15 protein-coding genes and 4 tRNA genes are annotated in these 18,133 nt (G+C 65.8%); 3 read left to right on the top strand and 16 right to left on the bottom strand.

The genetic code is table 11. From position 1 onward, the window contains the following. The first annotated feature begins 8 nt into the window (after positions 1-8). Entirely contained in the window at positions 9-578 is a 570-nt protein-coding gene (locus tag ACQP1T_RS03070; RefSeq protein ID WP_433758431.1) for a TetR family transcriptional regulator, read from the top strand. A gap of 95 nt (positions 579-673) precedes the next feature. Here the strand turns inward: ACQP1T_RS03070 and ACQP1T_RS03065 are convergent. The 13 genes from ACQP1T_RS03065 to ACQP1T_RS03005 form a co-directional block, all read right to left on the bottom strand. After that, positions 674-746: transfer RNA gene (locus tag ACQP1T_RS03065), tRNA-Lys, on the bottom strand. 4 nt (positions 747-750) lie between these two features. Then, positions 751-823, bottom strand: a tRNA-Asp gene (locus ACQP1T_RS03060). 3 nt (positions 824-826) lie between these two features. Beyond that, a tRNA-Ile gene (locus tag ACQP1T_RS03055) sits at positions 827-899 on the bottom strand. A 1-nt stretch (position 900) separates the two neighbouring features. Continuing rightward, positions 901-976: transfer RNA gene (locus ACQP1T_RS03050), tRNA-Glu, on the bottom strand. Positions 977-1,420: 444 nt separating this feature from the next. Continuing rightward, a complete protein-coding gene (locus ACQP1T_RS03045) occupies positions 1,421-2,152 on the bottom strand; it encodes a hypothetical protein (protein WP_433758430.1) in 732 nt (243 codons plus the stop codon). A gap of 11 nt (positions 2,153-2,163) precedes the next feature. Further along, the gene (locus tag ACQP1T_RS03040) at positions 2,164-3,885 is read right to left on the bottom strand and encodes an asparagine synthetase B family protein (protein WP_433758429.1); all 1,722 of its coding nucleotides are present in this window, start codon (positions 3,883-3,885) and stop codon (positions 2,164-2,166) included. A gap of 8 nt (positions 3,886-3,893) precedes the next feature. Further along, positions 3,894-4,379 carry a hypothetical protein gene (locus tag ACQP1T_RS03035; protein WP_433758427.1) on the bottom strand — a complete coding sequence of 162 codons (486 nt, stop codon included), beginning with the start codon at positions 4,377-4,379 and terminating at the stop codon, positions 3,894-3,896. A 509-nt stretch (positions 4,380-4,888) separates the two neighbouring features. After that, positions 4,889-6,214, bottom strand: coding sequence for a hypothetical protein (locus tag ACQP1T_RS03030; protein ID WP_433758426.1), 1,326 nt, complete (start codon positions 6,212-6,214; stop codon positions 4,889-4,891). Beyond that, positions 6,199-7,089: a hypothetical protein gene (locus ACQP1T_RS03025; protein ID WP_433758425.1), complete on the bottom strand. Its 891-nt coding sequence runs from the start codon at positions 7,087-7,089 to the stop codon at positions 6,199-6,201. Before ACQP1T_RS03025 ends, ACQP1T_RS03030 begins: the two co-directional genes overlap by 16 nt. 929 nt (positions 7,090-8,018) lie before the next feature. Then, positions 8,019-9,053, bottom strand: coding sequence for a 4-hydroxy-2-oxovalerate aldolase (dmpG, locus tag ACQP1T_RS03020; RefSeq protein WP_433758424.1), 1,035 nt, complete (start codon positions 9,051-9,053; stop codon positions 8,019-8,021). A gap of 12 nt (positions 9,054-9,065) precedes the next feature. Continuing rightward, positions 9,066-9,980 (bottom strand): acetaldehyde dehydrogenase (acetylating), encoded by a 915-nt coding sequence (locus ACQP1T_RS03015; protein ID WP_433758423.1) that lies wholly within the window; start codon positions 9,978-9,980, stop codon positions 9,066-9,068. Between the two features lie 10 nt (positions 9,981-9,990). Further along, positions 9,991-10,776, bottom strand: coding sequence for a 2-keto-4-pentenoate hydratase (locus ACQP1T_RS03010; RefSeq protein WP_433758422.1), 786 nt, complete (start codon positions 10,774-10,776; stop codon positions 9,991-9,993). Position 10,777: 1 nt separating this feature from the next. Continuing rightward, positions 10,778-12,454, bottom strand: coding sequence for an FAD-binding protein (locus tag ACQP1T_RS03005; protein WP_433758421.1), 1,677 nt, complete (start codon positions 12,452-12,454; stop codon positions 10,778-10,780). Between the two features lie 105 nt (positions 12,455-12,559). On the opposite strand from ACQP1T_RS03005, the gene kstD reads away from it, so the two are divergent. Further along, entirely contained in the window at positions 12,560-14,269 is a 1,710-nt protein-coding gene (kstD, locus tag ACQP1T_RS03000) for a 3-oxosteroid 1-dehydrogenase (RefSeq protein ID WP_433758420.1), read from the top strand. Positions 14,270-14,442: 173 nt separating this feature from the next. Beyond that, positions 14,443-15,303, top strand: a complete 861-nt coding sequence (locus ACQP1T_RS02995) for a MaoC/PaaZ C-terminal domain-containing protein (RefSeq protein WP_433758419.1) — start codon at positions 14,443-14,445, stop codon at positions 15,301-15,303. Here the strand turns inward: ACQP1T_RS02995 and ACQP1T_RS02990 are convergent. The 3 genes from ACQP1T_RS02990 to ACQP1T_RS02980 all read right to left on the bottom strand — a co-directional run bounded on the left by ACQP1T_RS02990 (position 15,296) and on the right by ACQP1T_RS02980 (position 18,103). Beyond that, on the bottom strand, positions 15,296-15,745 hold the full coding sequence (locus ACQP1T_RS02990; protein ID WP_433758418.1) for a hypothetical protein: 450 nt from the start codon (positions 15,743-15,745) through the stop codon (positions 15,296-15,298). The two genes, ACQP1T_RS02995 and ACQP1T_RS02990, sit on opposite strands and share 8 nt — an antisense overlap. After that, positions 15,742-17,001 (bottom strand): DUF58 domain-containing protein, encoded by a 1,260-nt coding sequence (locus ACQP1T_RS02985; protein ID WP_433761954.1) that lies wholly within the window; start codon positions 16,999-17,001, stop codon positions 15,742-15,744. The genes ACQP1T_RS02990 and ACQP1T_RS02985 overlap by 4 nt, the downstream gene beginning before the upstream one ends. A gap of 139 nt (positions 17,002-17,140) precedes the next feature. After that, entirely contained in the window at positions 17,141-18,103 is a 963-nt protein-coding gene (locus ACQP1T_RS02980; RefSeq protein WP_433758417.1) for an AAA family ATPase, read from the bottom strand. Positions 18,104-18,133 lie beyond the last annotated feature (30 nt).

The raw sequence follows: 18,133 nt of genomic DNA, 5'->3' as shown, positions 1-18,133 counted from the left end.
GAGGGAACATGGCAGCACCGTCAACCGGACGGCCGATGCGCGCGGACGCGCGGCGCAACTACGAGCGGATCGTGACATCCGCTCGGGAGGCATTCGCCGAACAAGGCCCGAATTCCCCGCTGGAAGAGATCGCCCGCCGCGCCGGAGTCGGCATCGGCACGCTCTACCGGCACTTTCCGAGCCGCGAGGAGCTGATCGAAGCCGTATACCGTTCCAGCATCGAACAATTGAGCGCTCGCGCCCATGAGCTGCTCGAAAACCACTCGGCCACCGAGGCTTTCGAAATGTGGCTGCGCGAGCAGGTGCAATGGGTGATGGACAACCGCAGCCTGGCTACCACCCTGAAGGCGGGGATGGACAAGGGCTCGCCGACCTTCACCCTGTGTCGATCGTTGATCACCGACGCCGCCGCCGCGCTGCTGCACGCGGCACAGGATTCCGGTGATATCCGTCGCGATATCGAGCCGCGCGATCTGCTCAGGTTCGGTCACGGGATCGGGGTCGCCTGCGAAACGGTTCCCGAGGCCGCCGATCGCATGCTCGATGTGACGCTGGACGGTTTGCGCGCGCGGAATTGAGCGCGGAAAGACGAGGGCACGATCCCCAAGGCTGTTGGGCCTCGATTCGCTTAGCAAGCGATCCCAGACGCCCGTCTGGTCGACTTTCCAGGTAGTGCGCCCGGTAGGGATCGAACCTACGACCCTCGGATTAAAAGTCCGCAGCTCTACCAGCTGAGCTACAGGCGCATCGCGACCTCGACGGGAATCGAACCCGCGTCGTTCTGATCGACAATCAGAGTGCTCGACCAACAGAGCACGAGGCCATATACCCGTTGAGAGAATTGAACTCCCATCTCCTCCGTATCAGAGAGGCGCTCTGCACCATTGAGCTGAACGGGTGTGACGCAGATCGGAATCGAACCGACGTGGTCCCTGAATGAAAGTCAGGTTGCCCATACCAACAGAGCAACTGCGCCGAAAAGAAGAAGAGCCGCTACCAGGCATTTGCCCGGTGCGGCCCTATGACACAGCGTTCATGTCATGGACCGCAAGCCCCATCGGACGAAATACTCTGCGAGATAACACTTTCCAAGGCAGCATCGAACGAGCGCGCATGCTCATCGAATTTCGCCTTGGTGGTCATTGCCGGGTCCTTCCCTTGAACTTCGGTGTACTCACGGTATGTACCGCCGCACCCGATCGCAACCGAATTAAATCGCCAGCGCGGGCCGGAATCTGCTGTCGCACAACGAATGGCCACCTCGCATAGGTTGTACCCTCTGCGAAGTGATCGCTGGATATGCGGCAGCCTCGTTACGCATGTGACGCGACCGCGACGACGCGGACGATAGGGCCGCGAGTCGCGATCGGCGCGCAGCCAGCGGAGCGGAGCAGTTGCGGGTCGCAGCTGATACTGGGCGCTATGGAAGTGATGTGCAGGAGGCGGCATCCGGCAATTCCTCTGCGAGAAAGACAGTTTGGGCCATCATCTTGAAGCCGGACATCTGCTCGCGGAAAACCTCGATGGACTCTTCCGGGTGGACCGAGTCGATGACGGCGTGCGGGCCGATGGCATTGAACTGATGGCTCACGCCGCGGGGGATCTGCATATCGACGAAGGAGCAGGGCGGGACGATCAGGTTGTACCTGGTGCGGTGTAGATCGGCTGGGGTGTCGGGTAGGTCGTCCTCGAATTGCTCGGGCGCGAAAGGCGTAACACCTTCGACATCGGTTACCCGGAAAGGTGAGAGGCTGCTGACCCGGATGTGGGTGTCCGGACCGGTCATCATGCGGACGAAACGCAGGCCGGTGTGCAGATGCATGCGCGAGCAGATGCCGCGTTCCTCGGCATTGTAGAAATCCATGATGTAGCGGTCGGCGAAGAAGCCGTCGAAGGGCGACTCGATCATGTAGACGTCGCCCTCCTCGAAGGTCTGGGAACGGATGATGCCATCCGCATCGGGTGCGGTCGCGGTGCGGCTGGCCTTCGCATTCCGGACTATCTGAGCGAAGGCCTGGACGACCACCGCGGCGACCTCCGGCGGGAACTGCGCGACGGGCGTGACGACATTGCGGCCCGCGTCGACGAATTCGGCCAGATCGTGGATCTCGTTCTCATCGTCGGCGTGCTGCTTGATTCGGGGATCGGACATTCGGCTCCTACTCATGGTCCGACTTCGAAGGACCGCAACCACAGCTCCAATGACAGCACCAGCCACAACTTGCCGCCCTGCCGCGGCAGCAGCGCACCCTCGCCACGCAACCACGAGCGAATGGTGTCCTCGCGGAACAGGCCGCGCGCCCGTGCGGACGAGCCGAGCAGCAGATCGTGTCCGAGCTCGCGCAGCGGCCCGGAAAGCCACTGCTGCACCGGAACTCGCATCCCGCTCTTCGGGCGGTCCACGATGGTCGCCGGAAGTAGGTCGCGCACCGCCTGTTTGAGGATCCACTTCTCGCTGGTACCGGCCAGCTTGAACCGTCCAGGTATCCGGAAGGCGTGGTCGATGACGGCGCGGTCGAACAGGGGCGCGCGGCCCTCCAAACCGCTTGCGGCGGTGAGTCGTTCGACCTTGGTGAGGATGTGATGTGCGCCCTTGGTGCGCAGGTTGGTGTGCAGCAGTTGGTTCAGCAGGCCGGTCATCCGGCCCTGGTGCAGGTAGGGTGAGAGCAGATCGGTCAGTGGCGGTGCGTCGGCCAGTGCGGTCAGGACGTCGGGGCTCAGTAGTACCGGCAGGTCGCTGTAGCACTTGCGGTAGCTGTCCAGATAGGCCAGCGCCCTGGCGTCCGGAGACGGGTCGTCGCGGGACAATTCGAAGATGAGCATCGGCAGGTTTTTCGGGCCGCCGAAGACCGGATCGCCGCCCTCGCCATTGAGGACGACCCGAATGCCGTCTGCGGCAACGGCTTCCGCGAGCATCAGGTTCGGCACGGTGAGCGGGTCGCCGACCGGGCAGTCCAGCAGCGATACCGTCTCCGCCAGTCGCGACGCAACCGTTTCGCCGGGCACGGTGAGCACTCGATGTTCGGTATTGCAGTGTGTCGCAACGAGTCCGGAGTACGCGAGTTCGTTCGGGGTGGTCCCGCCGAAGCTGATGGAATACGAGCGCACGCGCTGATCGTGCAGTTTCGCGGCGAGGGCGGTGACCAGACTGCTGTCGATGCCGCCGGAGAGCAGCACTGCGACCGGCTCGCCCGCGGGCAGTCGCCTCGCGACCGCGTCCTCGAGCAGTTCGCGGAGTCCGAATGCGTGCTCGGCCGCCGATCGGGCGTCCTCGACTTCGATTGGCTCCCAGTAGGTTTCCTCGGTCATCGAACCATCGGGGTGCAGGCGAACACAGCGTCCGGGCAGGACCTCGTGCACGCCGCGCAGCAGAGTCTCGCGGCCCGGCAGGTAGGCGAAGGTGAGGAAGGAGCGAACCGCGGGTAGATGCAGGCCTGTCCGCAACGTGGGCCATCGGTGTAATGCGCGAAGCGAGGTGGATGCTGCCCAGCCATTGCCCGCACGTGCATGGAAGAGCGTGCGGGTGCCGACGTGGTCGCGGATCAATACCAGATCGCCACCGTCCGCGATGGCGAGTGCGAACATGCCGTCGGCGGCAGCGATGCCGTCGAGTCCGAAGCGGGCGTAGCAGTGCAGAAGCAGTTCACCGTCCGCGCAGTTCGGCGGCGCGTCTGCGCCGAGTCGGGCGCGCAGCCGGGCCGCATTGAACAGCGTGACCTCACCGACGGCCGTCAGCTCGCCAACGGTGAAGGGACCTGCCGCAATGCCCGGACCATCGAGCAGCCCCAGCGCGTGACAGGTCGTCACCGAAACCGGATTGCCGCCGACCGCCCGCACTTGACCGGCCGGGTCGTCCGGCGTCGAACATGCACACCAACGAGACATTGTTTCCCTCAGCCGAAATCGCCGCCGTCGTCCCCGCCGTCATCGTCCCAACCGCCGTAATCGCCGTCCCCGTCGCCGGAACCGGACGACTGGGCTGCCGCGTGTCGGCGCAACTCCTGCTCTTCCTCGGTGGTCAGTGAACTCGGCGGCATGATCAACGCGCCGAGCAGCGCACCGCCCGCTACCGCGGCCAGAATGCCGCCGAGCCGACCACCGAACGAGGACCGATTGACGGTCAACACTCCGTCACCCCAGAGCGTCCGCCCGAATCCCGCCTCCCTGCCGTAGACGACGGATCCGTTGTGGTACACGCGCTTGACGATCTTCGGCCCGAGCCCCTCATCGGTCCCCGAGTTCCCCCGATCATCGCGCCAGGACACCACCCCCTGCGCACCACGCGTCCGCCACTCCTGCCGCCCATCGGCATACCGCCGATGCACCGACCCGTCAGCAAGCAACTCATCGGTATACGTGATCTGCCGATGCTCCGGCACAACAATTCCCTTTCATGCAGCGGGCCAAGTCGACAAGCCCGCGTTCCAGGCACAGCACATTTCGATCGAATGTTCGCGGCGAGGACCGCGCGCAGGATGCGGCGCAAAGCGATGCCGGATGGACGGCGCACCTGCCGCCCGCAGGCCAGTTCGGAATGGCAAACATCTCTGACGAAACGGTGCGTTGTACCCAGCATTAAGACCGGCGCACCCAGCTCGATATTGCGGCCATTCGGCAGCCAGGCGGTCCCCAAGATGGACCTCGAGCGGCACCCCGCGCGGCTGCCATACAACGCCGACAGACCTCACCCGCCGGGGCACGTCATGAAGCCCATGGTCCGGGCGCAACGCAATTCGGCCGAGCACTCGCGACGCGAACCGGACCGCACACAACGCGAAGCAGCCTGGAGGGCAACCAGTTCCGTGCCGCGACGATACCGCCACCAGGCGCTCCTCGAGATCGACCTCGACCGGCACTACGGACCGCTGCCGCATGACGCTGAGGGACCTCATGCAGTGGGCCAGGTCATGAAGCCCGTGGTTCGGGCGCGGCGCAGTTCAGGGAGGCCTGTTCGGGGTGGGTGAACGTCGCGGACGAGGCGGTGCACGGTGCGCAGTAGCGATGCCGGGCGCACGGCTTCGACTTCGACGAACCGGCCGTGGTGTAGCCATGCGCGCTCCCATGAGTCCAGTTGCGCTGCCCGGGCACTCGACTCGGGAGCGTGCAACTCCGCACGCTCCCGCAAATCCACGTGTGCGGCCGCAGCACGCGGAACCAGGCGCGGCTCATCACCCTCGCACGGAACCACCTGCGCCGCCCAAGCACTCGACTCGAGACCGTGCACACCGGCACCCTCCCGCGAATCCATGCGCGCGGCCTCAGCACGCGGAATCAGTTGCGGCTCATCACCCTCGCACGGAACCACCTGCGCCGCCCGAACTCTCGGCTCGAGACCGTGCACATCTGCACGCTCCCGCGAATCCATGCGCGCAGCCTCAGCACGCGAAATCAGTTGCGGCTCAGGTTTGTACGGATCCACGTGCGTTACTCGAGCGCTCGATGCCGGGTCGTGGTGCGATTCTTCGCGTTCGCTCGATTCGGTCTGTGCCGTCTCGGCACCCGACTCGGAGTCGAGCAAACCTTTTGGAGTCTGGGTACTCGAATCCGAGTGGTGAAACTCTTCGCGCTGTCGCGGATTGTCCTGCGCCGCAGCGGAAATCGGTGCCTGGGCACGCAGGTGGGTCAGGTGCAGGGTACCCGCTTGACGTGGGCGCAGGCCCAAGGGGACTACCCGTACGTTCTCCGGGATTTCGGTGAGGTCCGTGAGCCGGGCTGGGAAGGTGAGGCCGTGGGGGCTTGCGTCGTGCAGGAGGTAGATGGTGCCGTCGGCTCGGGCGAGCATGTGGGCGATGCCTGGGTCGAGCGGGAGTTCGGACGCGCTGAGTACGGGGCAGCCGGATTCCATGGGTAATCCGTTGGCGCGCAGCATTTGTGCGATCGCGTCGGACTCGCAGACGAGTAGGCGGGGTAGACCGTAGTCGAAGAGGTCCGGTTCGGGGGTGTGGAGTCCGGCGGGGGTGGTGCGGGGCGGGGTGGGGGTGAGTAGGCCCGGGAACTCGTGGCGGTCGAGGGCGGCGCGGAAGGTGGCGAAGCTCAGTGGTGCCGGGACCGTGAAGGTGATCCGGCGCGGCGCTCGATGCATCGGCGTGAGGAGGCGGCAGAGCTCGTAGTACAGCTGGCGCTCGGTGAATCGGATGCCGCTCGGGGCGGCGGCGCGGTCGGCGGCGATGCGTAGTAGCCGATCGAGCATGTGCTGCTTCACCGGGTCGGCCACGTCAGGAAACCTACCTCGCGGGCGCGTCGGCGATCCGGATCGGCCGCATCCGCTATCCGCTCGACCGCTCGTTCCAGCACCGTGAGCAGCTTCGCGGGTGGGATCGCGGCGATCGGCGACCACCACCCCTCGGCGAGCCATTGGATCTCCGCCGCCGACAACGGTTCCCCATGCAGAAATGCGGTGTCCTGCGGCTGTGGCCGCGGATCCCGCAGCCGCAGCGCCGACGCATTGGCCAATACCGCCCGCGGCGACAGGCCGACCACCACCGCCCGGGCCCCGAGGGCGACGCGGGCCTTCCCCGCCATCGCGATCCCCGGCATGCTGGCATCGTGCAGCACGATCACGGGCACATCCGGCGGCAGCCGGTCGATGCGGTCGGACAACGCCATTGACCAGGTCTGCGGAACATCGTTGGCGGCAAGGCAGGCGAGCACGCTGCGATCCGGGCACAGCACCGCGAATTGTGGCCGCTCCAGCGCCGGTGGTCGCACCCGATCCTCGTCGACCGCTCCGGGCGGCAGCCCACGGTAGATCGATGTCCACCGACCGATCACATCTCGACGGAAGGTGCTGTACAGCACCGGCATCGGGACCGTGGCCCGGCGCAGGAACCAGGGCCGTGCCGCTCCCATCGCGAAAATGGCCAGCACCAAAACCGGCACGCCGAGCGGAATCACCACCGCCGCCGGCGCCGCACCGCTCACCGTCAGGACAATGGCGATAACCACGACGGCCACCCCGACTCCGACACGCGCGCGCTTGAACGCGCGCTCCACATCCGGAATCTTCTTGCGCCCGGCGGCATACCACAGCTGTAACAGCGTGTATCGCAGCCCGCGCCCGTCACCGAGCCGCTCGGCCAGCTTGCGCACCCGAATATCGTGCAGCCCGAGCGGGCTTTCCTTCGGTTCGAGCGCGAACTCCCGCCTACACGTCGAACAGCGCCGACCGCCGCGCTGTTTGCGCAAGAGATTCGCATTGCAATGCGGACAGATCACAATTCATGATCGCCGATTCCCCACCCCTCCGCGACCCCCGAATTCGAATATTCACCTGCCGCACCCGCCGCCACGCTGAGCGTTCGTCACTGAGCACTCCACCCGCCCTGAGGCTGCCGGAGCACGACTGTTCACCGCGATCGTTTGTGCCGAACGGGGCCCGTCGTCACCGAGCACTTCACCGCGCCTGAAGCTGGCGCATATCCAACAGGCATCGCGCACAAGGTACAACCTGTGCGAGGCACCCACTGGATATGCGACAGCGCAAACGCCGCCACGCTGAGCGTTCGTCACGGAGCACTCCACCCGCCCTGCGGCTGCCGTGCTGACATTCGACTGTGTTCCGAACCGCGGAGTCGCGACTGTTCACCGCAATCGTTGGTGCCGAACGGGACCCGTCGTCACCAGCACTTCACCCCGCCCTGGACGCTGTCGCCTATCCAGTGGGTACCTCGCATAAGTTGCAGCCTGTGCGAGGCACGCACTCGATATGCGGCACCGCACTCGCCGCCATGCTGAACATTCGGCCGTGTTCAGAGCCGCGAAGTCGCGACTATTCACCGCGATCGTTGGTGCCGAACGGTGCCCCCTCGTCACCGAGCACTTCACCGCGCCTGAGGCTGGCGCATATCCAACGGTCATCGCGCACAAGGTACAACCTGTGCGAGGCACCCACTGGGTATGCGACAGCGCATTCGTCGGCGTGCAGAGGTCGGCCTGGTCGGGGAAGAGTAGCCCACTGTCGACGGCGCTGAACGCGAAAAGGCCGCGACCAAAGCGGTCGCGGCCTTTTCGGAGCGGAATCAAGCCGAGACGGACGCCTCGCGCTGGAGTTCGAGTGCGATGTCGATCAGCTGGTCCTCTTGGCCGCCGACCAACTTGCGCTTGCCCGCGCGCACCAGCATTTCGGCCGCCGAGACCCCATAGCGTTCCGCTTGACGCTCGGCATGCTTGAGGAAGCTGGAGTACACACCCGCGTACCCCATCATCAGTGCCTGTCGGTCGAGCAGGCATTCCTGCGGCATCACCGGCCGCACCACGTCCTCGGCGGCATCGGCGATCGCGAAGAAATCGATACCGGTCTTGATACCGAGCTTGTCGCAGACACCGATGAACGCCTCGACGGGTGTATTCCCCGCACCCGCACCGAATCGCCTTGCGCTGCCGTCGATTTGCCTCGCCCCGGCACGAACGGCGTAGACCGAGTTGGCGACCGCCAGGTCCAGGTTCTCGTGCCCGTGGAAGCCGACTTGGGCGTCATCGCCGAGTTCGGCGACCAGCGCCGCCACCCGGTCCGAAACCTGTTCGAGCACAAGCGCGCCCGCGGAGTCCACCACGTAGACGCACTGGCATCCGGCATCGGCCATGATGCGCGCCTGCTTGGCCAGCGCCTCCGGCGGCTGGGTATGCGACATCATCAGGAAGCCGACGGTTTCCAGTCCCAGCTCCCGCGCGAGACCGAAGTGCTGGATCGATACGTCCGCCTCGGTGCAGTGCGTGGCGATGCGGCAGATCGACGCACCGTTGTCCTGGGAGATCTTGATGTCCTCCTTGACGCCGACGCCGGGCAGCATGAGCACCGCGATCTTGGCCTGCTTCGCCGTCTCCGCGGCAATCTTGACCAGTTCCTGCTCGGGAGTGTGCGAGAAGCCGTAGTTGAACGACGAGCCGCCGAGGCCGTCGCCGTGCGTCACCTCGATGACCGGCACACCGGCGCCATCGAGCGCGGTCACGATATTGCGCACATCGTCGGCGGTGAATTGGTGGCGCTTGTGATGCGAGCCGTCACGCAGCGACGTGTCGGTGACGCGGATGTCGAGTTCTGCGGAATATGCCATGGTTGAGCTCCTTTACACCCGGGCCGACAGAATCTGCTGTGCCATGACCTCGCCGACCTGGGTGGCGGCCGCGGTCATGATGTCGAGGTTGCCCGCGTACGGCGGCAGGAAATCGCCCGCGCCCTCGACCTCGACGAAGACCGAAACCTTCGCCATCCCACCGGAAACCACCGACGGCGGATCGAATTGCGGGTCGTTCAGCAGCCGATACCCGGGCACGTACTTCTGGATATCGGCGACCATCCGATGGATGGAATCGGCGATCGAATCGGTATCGGCGTCCTCGGGGATCGCGCAGAAGATGGTGTCGCGCATGATCATCGGCGGTTCGGCCGGGTTCAGAATGATGATGGCCTTGCCGCGCTGCGCACCACCGATGGTCTCCACACCACGCGAGGTGGTCTTGGTGAATTCATCGATATTGGCGCGGGTGCCCGGTCCGGCGGACACCGACGATACCGAGGCGACGATTTCGGCGTATGCCACCGGCACCACGCGCGATACCGCCGCGACGATCGGAATGGTGGCCTGACCACCGCAGGTGATCATATTGACATTCGGCGCATCGAGATTCGCACCGACCAGATTCACCGGCGGCACCACAGCGGGCCCGACCGCGGCGGGCGTGAGATCGACCGCGCGAATTCCGGCTTCGGCGTATTTCGGCGCGGCCGCCCGATGCACATATGCCGAGGTCGCCTCGAATACCAGATCCGGCAGTTCCGACTGCGCGAGCAACCAGTCCACGCCCTCGTGCGAGGTTTCCAGCCCGAGCCCGCGGGCGCGCTTCAAACCCTCGCTCTCCGGATCGATTCCGATCATCCACTTCGGTTGCACGGTGGTCGAGCGCAGCAGTTTGTACAGCAGATCGGTGCTGATATTGCCGGATCCGACGATCGCGGCGGTGACGGTCCCCGTTTCGGACACGGCAAGCCTCCTATTTGAATTGCAAACGGACAGAACCGAGTCCAGCGAACTCGGCATGGAACGAATCACCCGCGCGGGCATCGATGGCGCGGGTGCAGGAACCGGGCAGCACAATGTCGCCCGCCTTCAACCGCACCCCGAAACTGGCGACCTTGCGCGCCAACCAGGCCACCGCGATCACCGGATCGCCGAGCACCGCATCGCTGCGCCCCTCGGCGACCACCTCACCATTGCGGGTGAGCACGGCGTCGATGGACTTGATATCCAGGTCCTTCGGCGCGACGCGCGCCGCACCGAGCACGAAACCGGCCGAGGACGCATTGTCGGAAATGGTGTCGGCCAGCCCGATCTTCCAATCCTTGATCCGCGAATCGATCAGCTCGATGGACGGTGCGTAGGCGACGGTCGCGGCGAGCACATCGGCTTCGGTGCATTCTTCGCCGGGCAGATCCGCGCCGAGCACGAACCCGACCTCGACCTCGACGCGCGGAATCAGATAGCGCGAGGTCTCGACCGGAACATCCTCGAAGACCTCCATATCCGCGAGCAGATGACCGTAATCGGGTTCGTCCACACCCATCATCTGCTGCATGGCCAGCGACGAAAGTCCGACCTTGTGCCCGACCACCTTCGCGCCGTTATCGAGTTTGCGCCGGATATTGATCAGCTGGATCTGGTAGGCGTCGACGACATCGATATCGGGGTGCCTGGCGATGAGCGGGTCGATGCCGACCCGATCGCGTTCGGCGGCCTCGAGTTCATCGGCCAATTCGATTCGTACCGCGTCGGACAGCACGCTAGTTTCCTTCCACTGTTGTCGCTTCGGGCACCGCTGCCCGCGAAAGCACTTCGGCGCCTGCCGCGAATCTGCCCGCACGCCGACCGGAGAAAATACAGTCGGCCAGGGACAATCCACTGACATAGGAATCCGAGCAGATACCGACCGCCGTCCGGCCGGCCGCGTACAGGCCGGGAATATCGGTTCCGGCAGTGGATTTCACCGCTCCGGTGTGCTCATCGACGACGACACCGCCGAGGGTGAGCATCGGGCACGGATTGACGACGCTCGGTTTGATACCCACATCCAACAACCAGAACGGCCCGGCCCCCACCGTTTTGGTGAATTCGGCGGGCTTGCCGACCGGATCCGGCGCACCGTTCGCGATGGCGGCATTGTGCTCGGCGACGGTGGCGCGCAACCCGTCGGCATTGATACCGGCCTTCGCCGCAACGGCATCCAGGGTTGCACCGCGCACGGCGTTGCGCCGCATCGCCTCGAACTGTCCGCGCTGGAACCAGGCAGACTGCGTCCGAATCTGCGAGATGGCGGTGCGCATGAGCTCGTCGTCGGCGAGCAGCCAACCCTTGCCACCGTGTTCGGTGATCAGCGCGTGACCGACCGCCGCACCGTAGCGGGTCTCATCGATAACCCGGCGACCCTCCGCGTCGACCAGCACTGAACCGGTAAAAGCACTGGGCGGCAAGATGAATCGCCACGCCGAGATATTGCCCATCCGATCCGTCGCCGCACCGACCTGCTCGGCCATCCGGATACCGCTGCCGTCATCACCGGTGGTGCCGAGCGCGAGTCCGCCGCGGTATTGCGGCCCGTACTCGCGCAGCATCTCCCGATTCGCGATGAATCCGCCCGCGCTGAGGATCACACCGCGACGGGCTTGAATCCGAATTCTCGTGCGGTACCGACGATCCAGCTTCGCGAGCTGACGCTCCATCGCCTTGCGCAGCGGCGGATAGTAAATGCCAGGCTTGGCAGCGATTTTCGCGATCCGGGTGTAGCGATCCCTGATCCGCCCGGGAGCGTCGCGTAGTGACTCGCATTCGACGCCGATCACGGCGCCGTTGTCATCGGTGATCAATCGCGTTGCCTGCGTGAGGGTTTCGACGCGAATCCCGCGTCGCGACGCCGAGGCGGCGAGCGGTCCGGTGAGCTTCTTGCCGGACGTGCCGTTGCCCTTGACCCGATGTCCGCGCTGCGCGGGCGTCGCGACCTCGCGGCCGTAACCGGAGACCTCACTACCGGAGTAGTAGAGGTAGTAGCTGTCATTCGGATACGAGGTCTTGTACGGGCACAGCGACGCCTCGAACGGCACCCCGTGCCCCTTCAGCCACTCGATCATCGCCGGACTCTCGGCCACGAACCGCCGCAGCGTCTCGGGCGTGACGGCCGTGCCGACCTCGCGCTCGAGATAGGCCAGCATCTGCTCCGGCGTATCGCGCACCCCGGCCTCGTGCTGCACCGAGGTACCGCCGCCCGCGTAGATGATGCCACCGGACAACGCCGACGCCCCGCCACCGGCGAAACGCTCCAGCACCAGCACCTGCGCACCCGCATCGGTCGCTTCCAGCGCGGCCGCGGCCCCCGCCGCGCCGTAGCCGACGACGACCACGTCGGCGGTCAGGTCCCACTCACCGCTAGCGATTGCTCGCAGGTCGCTCGAAACAACACCGCCCATGTACATCACTCCGGTCAGAAACTGAAACAAGTTTTCTCGACGAATGGAACGTCGAGCGCGTCTTCTGCCACTCAACATAGACCAAATGCGGTCCCATTCTATAACGTGTTCTACATGACTGATCGGGAATACGATGTGGTGGTGGTCGGCAGCGGTGCCGCCGGAATGACTGCCGCCCTCGCCGCGGCCCACAACGGACTGAGTGCGGTGATCATTGAGAAGGCCGCGCACTACGGCGGGTCGACCGCACGTTCCGGGGGTGGCGTGTGGATCCCCGGCAACAAGGCGCTGAAGGCCTCCGGCCGTCCCGATGATCGCGAGGACGCCCGCACCTACCTGCACAGCATCATCGGCGACGTGGTCCCGAAAGACCGGATCGACACCTACATCGACCGTGGTGCCGAGGCCTTCGACTTCGTGCTCGACCACACCCCGCTGAAGATGAAGTGGGTGCCCGGCTACTCCGACTACTACCCGGAGGCCCCGGGCGGACTCGGCCAGGGCCGCTCGTGCGAACCCGCGCCGTTCAACGCCAAGATCCTCGGCGAGGAGCGGTTCAACCTGGAACCGCCGTATGCCAAGGCACCGCTCAACGTGGTCGTCATGCAGGCCGACTTCGTCCGGCTGAACCTGATCCGTCGCCATCCCAAGGGCATCATGCGGGCCATGCGAGTGGGTGCGCGCACGTACTTCGCCAAGTGGACCGGCAAGCACATCCTCGGCATGGGGCAGGCGATTATCGCCGCCATGCGCAAGGGGCTGATGGACGCGAATGTGCCGCTGCTGCTGAACACTCCGCTGACCGAGCTGATTGTGGAAAACGGCGTGGTCACCGGTGTCGAAGCCGAGCACAACGGCGAGACCGTGCGGTTCATCGCGAAATACGGTGTGGTACTCGCCAGCGGGGGCTTCGAGCACAACGCCGAGATGCGTACCAAATATCAGCGCCAGCCGATCACCACCGAGTGGACCACCGGCGCGGCCGCCAATACCGGCGACGGCATCACCGCCGGGATGGACGTCGGCGGCGCGGTCGACTTCATGGAGGACGCCTGGTGGGGGCCGACCATCTTCAAGGGCGGCAAGCCGTGGTTCGCACTGGCCGAGCGGAATCTGCCCGGCACCATCATGGTCAACGCCGACGGTAAGCGATTCGGAAATGAGTCCGCTCCTTACGTCGAGGCGGTGCACACCATGTACGGCGGCGAATACGGGCAGGGTGAGGGTCCGGGCGAGAACATCCCCGCATGGCTGGTGTTCGACCAGCGCTACCGGAACCGCTACATCTTCGCCGGATTGCAGCCTGGTCAGCGGTTTCCGTCCCGCTGGATGGAAAACGACCTGATTGTCAAGGCCGATAGCCTCACCGAACTGGCCGACAAGATCGGCGTGCCCGCCGAGAATCTGACCGCGACCGTCGAGCGGTTCAACAAGTTCGCCGAGACCGGTAAGGACGAGGATTTCGGTCGTGGCAACAGCCACTACGACCGGTACTACGGCGACCCGACCGTCAAACCCAACCCGTGCCTGGCCGGGCTGGTACAGGGCCCGTTCTATGCCGCCAAGATCGTGCCGGGTGATCTCGGCACCAAGGGCGGTCTGGTCGCTGATACCGCCGGGCGGGTCCTGCGCGAGGACGGCAGTGTGATCGAGGGCCTGTACGCCTCCGGCAATAGCGCGACCCCGGTGATGGGTCACACCTACGCGGGCCCCGGCGCGACCATCGGCCCCGCGATCACCTTCGGCTACCTGGCGGTGCTGGATATCGCCGAACGCAAGAAGCAGCAATCGGCCAAGGCCACCGCGGAGGCGTAGGCGAGGCGGGGGTGGCGTCTCACGGAGCGGACGCCACCTTGCCCGCCGCGACACGGCCGCCGCACGATCGATCCGAGGCGGTTGCCACTAGCCGCGGATCGCTGGGACACACGACGACAGGTCTCCCGCGCAGCGCGGTCGGTCTGTCCACAAGCATTCACAAGGAGAACTCGATGCCCATCGACCCGAAAATCGCACTCGGCGCGGAACTCCCGAGCGGGGAGTTCACCTGGACGCCATCCGAAGTGCAGTTGTATCACTTGGGCCTCGGGGCGGGCGCACGCTGGACCGATCCGGCCGAACTACGCTACGTCGACGACCGCGGCCCGCAGGTGCTGCCGACCTTCGCGACCGTGGCGCCCACCTTCCACGAGACCGAACCGCCGAAGGTGCGGTTCCCCGGCATCGATATCGATCTGGCCAAGGTCGTGCACGGCCACCAGGAGATCGAAGTGCACCGCCCGATTCCGGCCGCGGGCAAGGCGACCATCACCAGGCGCGTCACCGAACTCTGGGATAAAGGGTCCGCCGCCGTCGTCGTACAGGAACATACGATCACCGGCTCCGACGGCGCACCGCTGTGGACCGCACGCTCATCCATCTTCGCCAAGGGCGAGGGCGGCTTCGGCGGTGAGCGCGGGCCGAGCACCAAGGCCGAACTCCCCGACCGCGCACCGGATTTCGACGTCACCACCCCGACCCTCCCCCAGCAGGCCCTGCTCTACCGCATGTGCGGCGACCGCAACCCGCTGCACTCGGATCCCGAATTCGCCCGCGCCGCAGGCTTCCCCAACCCGATCCTGCACGGCCTGTGCACCTACGGCATCGTCTGCAAAACCGCCACCGACACCGTGCTCGATTCGGATGCGAGCCGCGTCACCGGCTTCCGCGCCCGCTTCGCCGGTGTCCTCTACCCCGGCGAAACCATCCGCACCCGAATCTGGCGCACCGACACCGAACTGACCATCAGCGCCACCGTCGCCGACCGCGCCGACGCCCCCGTCCTCGCCGACGTCAGCCTCCGCTTCACCTAGTCGTGGTCTCGTTGTTGCGTGTCCGTTTGATTGCGACGCCCTGGATTACCAGGGCGTACAGCAGGATCGCCAGGATCGGGGCGGCGATCGGGACCCAGGCCAAGCGCAATGGAAGCAGCGCAGCGCCGACAGCCACCGCGGAAAATGCCACCGCACCGATTACGGAAGGCACCGTGGTCGGCACAACACCAACCGGCGCGGACACGGTCGCGGTATTCAGCAGATAAGCGGTGGCCACCAAACCCGTTGCGGCAGCGGCCAGTACGCCCGTGTCCGCTGCGGCGAGCACGCCGATCGCGAGGAGCACCGCGCCGACAGCCGGGAGCCGGAACCACCAGCCCGCGACCACCAGCGCCACCGCCGGAAGACCCGCCCACGGCGTCATCAACGTCACCGAGGTCACCAGCAAGACCCCGGACAGAATGGCGAGGAATCGAATCATCGGCGCACCCTTACGGTTCGGCGATGATCGGGGATCAATCGCATGACCTGATCCAGTCGCGCGTCCTCGGTCCAGGCCACGATATCGACGCCGACGGTTCCCATATCCCGGTACATCGACGCGCGCTCCAGGTTCCACATCCGCGCCAGGGTCGGATCGAGATGTTCGTGGAAGGGCGTACCGCGTAGGACATCGACGACCACGACCACATGTCCACGCTTGCGCAGATCGATCAATGCCAGCGCGAACTGGGTGTCCAGCAGTGTGGAGAAAGCGACGATGATCGCACCGAGCGGTACGGCAGCGTGTGGCGCCAAGGTGCCGGTGGTCGGAATGTGCTCATCGCCGACATCCAGCACGGTATCCACGATCCGATAGAACTGCCGCCGCCCGATATCGGGACGCAGCCAGCGCGGGGACTGGCCGAGGCAGACCACCGCGGTGCGGTCACCGGCCTGCAGCGTCGACTGCACCACCTGCGCCGCGCCGCGCACCGACAGCTCGAGCGAGTCGGTGGCCGGACCCGGCGCCTGCTGCGAAGTATCCACCAGCACAACCACATCCGCGGATCGGTTGGTCAGCCGCTCGGTGACATATAGTCGCCCGCGCCGCGCACTCACCGGCCAGTTCACGATGCGGAGCTGATCACCGGGGGCGTAGGCGCGGATATCGGCGTACTCCACACCGGGACCGTGCTTGCGGGTGAGGTGGGTGCCGAGCCGTTCGGGAAGTTCGGTGCGCGGCAACTTCATTCGCTGTGGATCGGTGATCGGGTAGACGAACAGTTGTCCCGCGGGCAGCACCGCGGAGGCCACGGACAGTCCCGCCGGGCTCAGCGCGGTGACCCGCACCGAGAGCGGATAGCGACCCCAGCGGTCCGCCGTCAGAGCCAACCGCAGCCCGGCGGGCGCCGTCCCGGAATCGATCGCCTCCTCGATGTCGATTCCGAGTCCCGCGAACTTCTCCGGTTTCAGCCGAAGCAACGCGTGACCCGATTCTACGAAGGCGCCGACCGTGGTAACGATCTCCTCCGTCTCGAAACACCGCAGCGTGCCGCCGCCGTCCACCTGGATGCGGGTCCTGGACTGCTGCCACGGCGCGGTGGCCAACACACCGAGCAGCGGCGCCGCGAAGACGACCAACTGCCAGCGCCCGAGCACCACCGCCAGTAGCAGCGCGACGGCCGAGGCCACCGCCAGCATGAACACCAATGGCGCTGGACGCCAACGCAATTCGGCCTCGACGGCGGCACTCATATCCCGATGCCTCGCCCCGCCCGCCATCGGCTCGTCCCGGGTCGGCGGTCGCGCGGCCGCGGCATTGGCGGCCGCGATCCCCTGGATAACGGGGGCGCCATCGGTGGTATCCGGCCGGGTCATGCCCTTTCCCGCCGGGTCATGTCACCGACGCGCGCGGAACCGGCAGACGGCGCAGCAATTCGGTGATCACGTCTTCGCCGCGGATCCGGCGCACCCACATTTCGGGCCGCAAGGTGATGCGGTGTGCCATGGCCGGAACCGCGAGCGCCTTGACGTCTTCTGGAATCACATAGTCGCGCCCGAGCAGTAGCGCACGGGCCCGCGACATCTGCACCAGATCGAGTTCGGCGCGCGGACTCGCACCCACCTCGACCTGCGGGTGCCCACGCGTCGCACCGGCCAGCGCGACCACATAGCTGACCACATCCGGATGCACCGTGACGAATTCGACGGACTGCCGCATCTCCATCAGGCCGTTGGCATCCACCACCTGCACCACCTGCGGTGTCGCCGAACCACGCTCCAATCGGCGGCGGATCATCTGGCGTTCGTCGTTCTCGGACAGATAGCCCAGCCGCAGCTGCATGGCGAACCGGTCCAGCTGCGCCTCCGGCAGCGGATAGGTGCCCTCGTATTCGATCGGGTTGTCGGTGGCGAGCACGACGAAAGGCTGTGGCAGCTGGAAGGTTTCGCCATCGATGCTGACCTGCCCCTCGGCCATCGCCTCCAGCAGCGCGGCCTGGGTCTTCGGTGGGGTCCGGTTGATCTCGTCGGCCAGCAGCACATTGGTGAAGACCGGTCCGCGCCGGAAATTGAAGCGGCCCGAGGACATGTCGTAGATGGTGGAGCCGAGTAGGTCGGCGGGGAGCAGATCGGGCGTGAATTGCACGCGGGTGAATTCCAGGCCGAGCGCGGCGGCGAAGGACCTGGCGATGAGCGTCTTGCCGAGGCCGGGCAGATCCTCGATCAGGATGTGACCGCCGGCAAGTACGGCGATCATGATCAGCTGCAACTCATCCCGCTTGCCGACGATCACCCGGGACAGTTCCCGGAGCACCGCCTCGCTGCGCTGGATGGTCGTGTCCATCGGCATCGTCATATGTCTACTCGCACTTGCCTCAACCCATTC

The organism is Nocardia sp. CA-135398 (assembly GCF_050955845.1).
Taxonomy (GTDB): domain Bacteria; phylum Actinomycetota; class Actinomycetes; order Mycobacteriales; family Mycobacteriaceae; genus Nocardia.
This window is presented reverse-complemented; position numbering and strand designations above follow the sequence as displayed.